Origin of the sequence: Arthrobacter sp. TB 26, assembly GCF_000427315.1 — a bacterium.
GTDB lineage: Bacteria > Actinomycetota > Actinomycetes > Actinomycetales > Micrococcaceae > Arthrobacter.
Window position 1 is genome coordinate 1 of the sequence record NZ_AUPJ01000039.1, and the last position, 3,824, is coordinate 3,824.

The 3,824-nt window shown below is 68.0% G+C and carries 5 protein-coding genes; 1 reads left to right on the top strand and 4 read right to left on the bottom strand.

The features are described from left to right. Positions 1-32 precede the first annotated feature (32 nt). Both K789_RS0100675 and K789_RS0100680 read right to left on the bottom strand, forming a co-directional pair. Positions 33-512: a Dps family protein gene (locus K789_RS0100675; protein WP_024365065.1), complete on the bottom strand. Its 480-nt coding sequence runs from the start codon at positions 510-512 to the stop codon at positions 33-35. A gap of 177 nt (positions 513-689) precedes the next feature. Continuing rightward, positions 690-1,508: a sigma-70 family RNA polymerase sigma factor gene (locus K789_RS0100680; protein WP_024365066.1), complete on the bottom strand. Its 819-nt coding sequence runs from the start codon at positions 1,506-1,508 to the stop codon at positions 690-692. Between the two features lie 228 nt (positions 1,509-1,736). Between K789_RS0100680 and K789_RS23815 the strand changes: the two genes are divergently transcribed. After that, positions 1,737-2,297, top strand: coding sequence for a hypothetical protein (locus K789_RS23815; RefSeq protein ID WP_024365067.1), 561 nt, complete (start codon positions 1,737-1,739; stop codon positions 2,295-2,297). Positions 2,298-2,330: 33 nt separating this feature from the next. Here K789_RS23815 and K789_RS0100690 read toward each other — a convergent pair whose 3' ends face one another. After that, a complete protein-coding gene (locus K789_RS0100690; RefSeq protein WP_024365068.1) occupies positions 2,331-2,603 on the bottom strand; it encodes a carbon storage regulator in 273 nt (90 codons plus the stop codon). A 74-nt stretch (positions 2,604-2,677) separates the two neighbouring features. Next, on the bottom strand, positions 2,678-3,733 hold the full coding sequence (locus tag K789_RS23820; protein ID WP_024365069.1) for a hypothetical protein: 1,056 nt from the start codon (positions 3,731-3,733) through the stop codon (positions 2,678-2,680). Between the last annotated feature and the right edge of the window lie 91 nt (positions 3,734-3,824).

Sequence of the window (3,824 nt, forward strand, 5' to 3'; positions counted from 1 at the left end):
CCGGGCGCTTGATGCTTGGTGATACGGGGGCCCTACTTGCTGTCCGCCGTCGTGACACTGGCGTTGGCCCGCATCGTCTCCGCGTTGACCATCCAGGCATACTGCTCAAACTTGGCAATGAACTCGTGCAGCAGGTCCGCCGTGGTGGGATCCTCTTCGTCCACCGCGTCGTGGACTTTGCGCATGGTGCCGACAGCGGCTTCGAGGGCCGCAACGATCCGCTCTATGGCGTCCTTGGTGTTGATCAGGCCGCTGGGGAACTCGGCGAGCGAGGTGGACTTGGACACCGTGGAGCTGCGGCCATCCGGGAGGGCGTGAAGGGCGCGCATGCGCTCCGCCAGGTCGTCCGCGAAGGCACGGGCAGCATCGATGATTTCGTCCAGCTGCAGGTGGAGGTCCCGGAAGTTCGTCCCGACAATGTTCCAGTGCGCCTGCTTGCCCTGAACGTGGAGTTCGATCAGGTCCACAAGCACTGCCTGCAGGTTCGTCGTGAGGGTCGGTGAAGCTTTCATACGTCCTCCTGAGTAGTCCGATACCGTGGCGCACGAGACTGCTGCGTCCGATATCCCTAGATCCGATGCTTCCGACGCTACCGCAGGGCACGGCAGGACGGCGACGGTCCCGGGAGAATTTCTCGGTCAGCTTACTAAGTTGGCTTACTAACGACGCTGGGGAGGTTCCGGGGCGGCTCAGACCGCCTCGTTGAGCACCGGCCCCTGCGGGAAGATGGCCCGCGTGATGCCGCCCGTGGTGGCCTCTGCCAGCTGGGAAAGGTAGTCATTCCGGCGTTTCGGTGCGATCCGGGACTGCGGCTCGAAGCCCTGCCCGGGATCGTCTGTGTAGTGCGCGGTCAGGCCGTCGCGCATGAGCCGGATGGCCTCGGCCCGCTGCTGGGACACCGCGGCGTGGGTGGATCCGAGTTCAGCGGCCAGGTCTTTGACCGTCCTGTCGCCAAAGTAGATCTCCTCGACGACGTAGCGCATCCGTTCGGGGAGGGACTTCACCGCCGCGCGGAGGTACTGGAGCCGCTCGTCCGCGAGCACGGAGTGCTCCGGGGTCAGGGTTTCTGCGGCAAGCGTGTCAACAACGGCTTCGTCCAGTGGCGTCAGGGTGCGGGAGGCGTCGGCGAGGGCTGCCTCGACGACGCTCTGCTGGACACCCAGGGCCGAGGCGATCTCATCAACGCTGGGGGTGCGTCCGAGGGCTGCGGCGAGGGTCTCCTGGACCGACATGGTTTCTTTGATCCGGCGCCGCGCTGAGCGGGTGGCCCAGTCGCTGGCGCGCATCTCGTCCGCGAAGGCGCCCAGGATGCGCCGGCGCGCAAAGGCGCCGAACGGCACACCAAGGTCCGGGTCGAAGGAGTCGGCCGACGTGATCAGGGCAATGGCGCCAGCAGACGCCAGGTCATCGCGGGAAAGGTGTGATGCTTTCGAGCACAAGTCTGAGACGAGGTAGCCCACCAGCGGAAGATGCTGTGTGACCATCTCGTTGCGTTCCACGCGATTCAATAGAGTGTCCCCCCATGAGACAGGTTCCGGAAGCCTTAAAAAGCCGAGAGCCGCACCCCTAAATGGGCCCCGTGCTCCCCCCATGGAAGTCGGTGTTCAAAACCCGGGCGCAGCACCCAAGACGAAACCTATCACCTGAGTCACAAACTGCGTGTAACCTCAGGAAAAAGCTTGGCTGAAAATGCGGTAACGCTTCTCGGCCGGGGGGCGGCAAGGGGAATGGGGCCCATGGGTGCAGGTGATCTTTCGGCGGCTCTCTGGCAGGAGCGCCGCCAGCTGGAGCTGCTGATATTCAGGCTGGAAACACAGCGGCTCCACGTCCTGGCCGGCAACCTCCGGTGGCTGAGTTTTACGGCCGCCGAAGTGGACGGTGTCCTCGAACGCCTCCGCTTCGAAGCCTTGGCCCGGGGTGTCGAATCTGCGGCGGTGGCGGCCGAATGGGGGCTGCCGGCGCAGGCCACGCTGATCGAACTCGTCGCCGGGGCTCCCGCCGGCGCGTGGCCGGAGATCCTGCAGGACCATCTGGAGGGATTGCGCGCCTTGCTCGAGCAGCTCAGCGACGCTGCCCGCGCCAACGAGGACACCCTGCGCCATCTGGATTTTCCGGTGTCGGCCGGCGCGTCCACCGGGCCAGGCAGCGACGCCACTGGCACCGTGTCCCTGCCCGCGGACACCGCACAGGTCCTGGATCAGCTGACCATGGCGGGGAACATTGAGCATGCCCTCGCGGTCACGCGGCGGACACCGCAGCCGCTCCTGGCCCGATACCTCGACGGCAACCGCGACTGACAGGTCTCCCGTGCGGGGTTCAGCCAGGGGAGGTCAGTCCGCAGCAGAGACCGGTTTCGTGGCCGGTGCCGGCGGCAGGAGCCCCCGCAGCGCGTCTTCGGCGTCCGGGCCGGCTTCCGCGCCTGCTTCAGCTGCCGCCAGGTTCGCCGCCGCAATAGCCTCGATGACTTCCCGGCGCTGGATCGGAACACCCCGGGGGGCCTCAATGCCTATCCGAACACCGTCGCCGCGGCCTTCCAGAACCGTGATGACGATCCCGTCGCCGATCATGATCTGTTCGCCCGGCTTGCGTGTTAGTACCAGCATTCTCTCAATCTACCCTTCGCGGCGCGGCGCCGCCGACGAACCCGGCCGCCGGTGCGCGGACAATGCCCGGCATCTCAGGCCCTGGCCGGGCGGGCGGGGCCTGAGTCGATCCAGCCCACCGGCAGTCCCAGCGAATTGACGGTTTCCGGCGTGGCGGTTTCCGCCGCACCGACGACTGCCACCGCGGTGATGTCCAGCTGCGCGGCGAGCACGCCTACCCAGCGCGCGGAGTCCTCCGCTTTGCGCCCGGCGTCGACCACCACCCAGACCTGGTCCGCGGACAGCGCGGCGACCGACTGGAGCCGGGCGAGGGCGTCGCGGGCCTTCCCCAGGCCGAAGGCCACCAGCACGGTGTGGTCTGTGAGGACGGCGTGGGCGCGGGCCGCCGTCGCGCCCTGGCGTCCTTCCACGTGCAGATGGCCGTAAGCGGACAGCTTCCCCGCCGTGCGCACATCGGCGCCGCCGGCTGCCGTGGACATGGCCAGCGCGGTGTCCAGGGCGTCGTCGCCAAGCCCGACGAGGACCACCAGGTCACCGACTCCGCTGAGCGGAACCGGGAGGGACGCGCGCGGAGTGGCGGGCACGGACACGGGCGCCTCTGCAGCCGCCAGGTGCACTCCCGCCCTTGGGTCCGCCACAGCCGCCGGGGCCGGGGCAGCTGCGGATTCCTGCCGTTTGCTGTTGTTGGGGACGACGGGGACATCGGCGCCAGGGCCGCGCAGCCCGGCGCCGAGCTGTTCGAGCAGTTCGGCGAAGTCCGGGGATTCGGTGGAGAGTCCCGCGTTGCCAGGCCGGTGCAGGCTCAGTTCGGCCGCATCGGCTTCTTCGAGCAGGGCCGCGATCGCGGCACCCTGCAACTCGTGGGCGGGCGCCGCCCCTGCGAGCGCGACAGGCGCAGCGACTGCCTCGGCAAGGACGTCCGGTTCCGGAACGACCTCGCCTGTGACGACCTCACGACCCGTCACCACCTCGACGATTGCCTCGTAGCGGTCGCCGGCGAAAAGCCCGGCGATTCCGGGGCTGATGACGCGCTCTGCGGAGACGATGCGCGCGGCGGGGCCGTGCTGCAGTTCCGCCTTGCGGCGGATCTCCTCCAGCGAGGCGCCCTTAAGCCGAAAGCGGTTCTGCATGGCGAACGACTCCTACGGTTTCGATCCGGACGTTGGCTGACGTGACTTCGCGGTAGGAGAGCACCGGCACCGAGCCGGGCTGTGCCCCCAC

What these genes read in the sequence shown, in the direction of transcription:
- K789_RS0100690 (WP_024365068.1), bottom strand. Translation starts at nt 2,603, where the DNA reads ATGCTGGTACTAACACGCAAGCCGGGCGAACAGATCATGATCGGCGAC.
- K789_RS23815 (WP_024365067.1), top strand. Translation starts at nt 1,737, where the DNA reads ATGGGTGCAGGTGATCTTTCGGCGGCTCTCTGGCAGGAGCGCCGCCAG.
- K789_RS0100675 (WP_024365065.1), bottom strand. Translation starts at nt 512, where the DNA reads ATGAAAGCTTCACCGACCCTCACGACGAACCTGCAGGCAGTGCTTGTG.
- K789_RS23820 (WP_024365069.1), bottom strand. Translation starts at nt 3,733, where the DNA reads ATGCAGAACCGCTTTCGGCTTAAGGGCGCCTCGCTGGAGGAGATCCGC.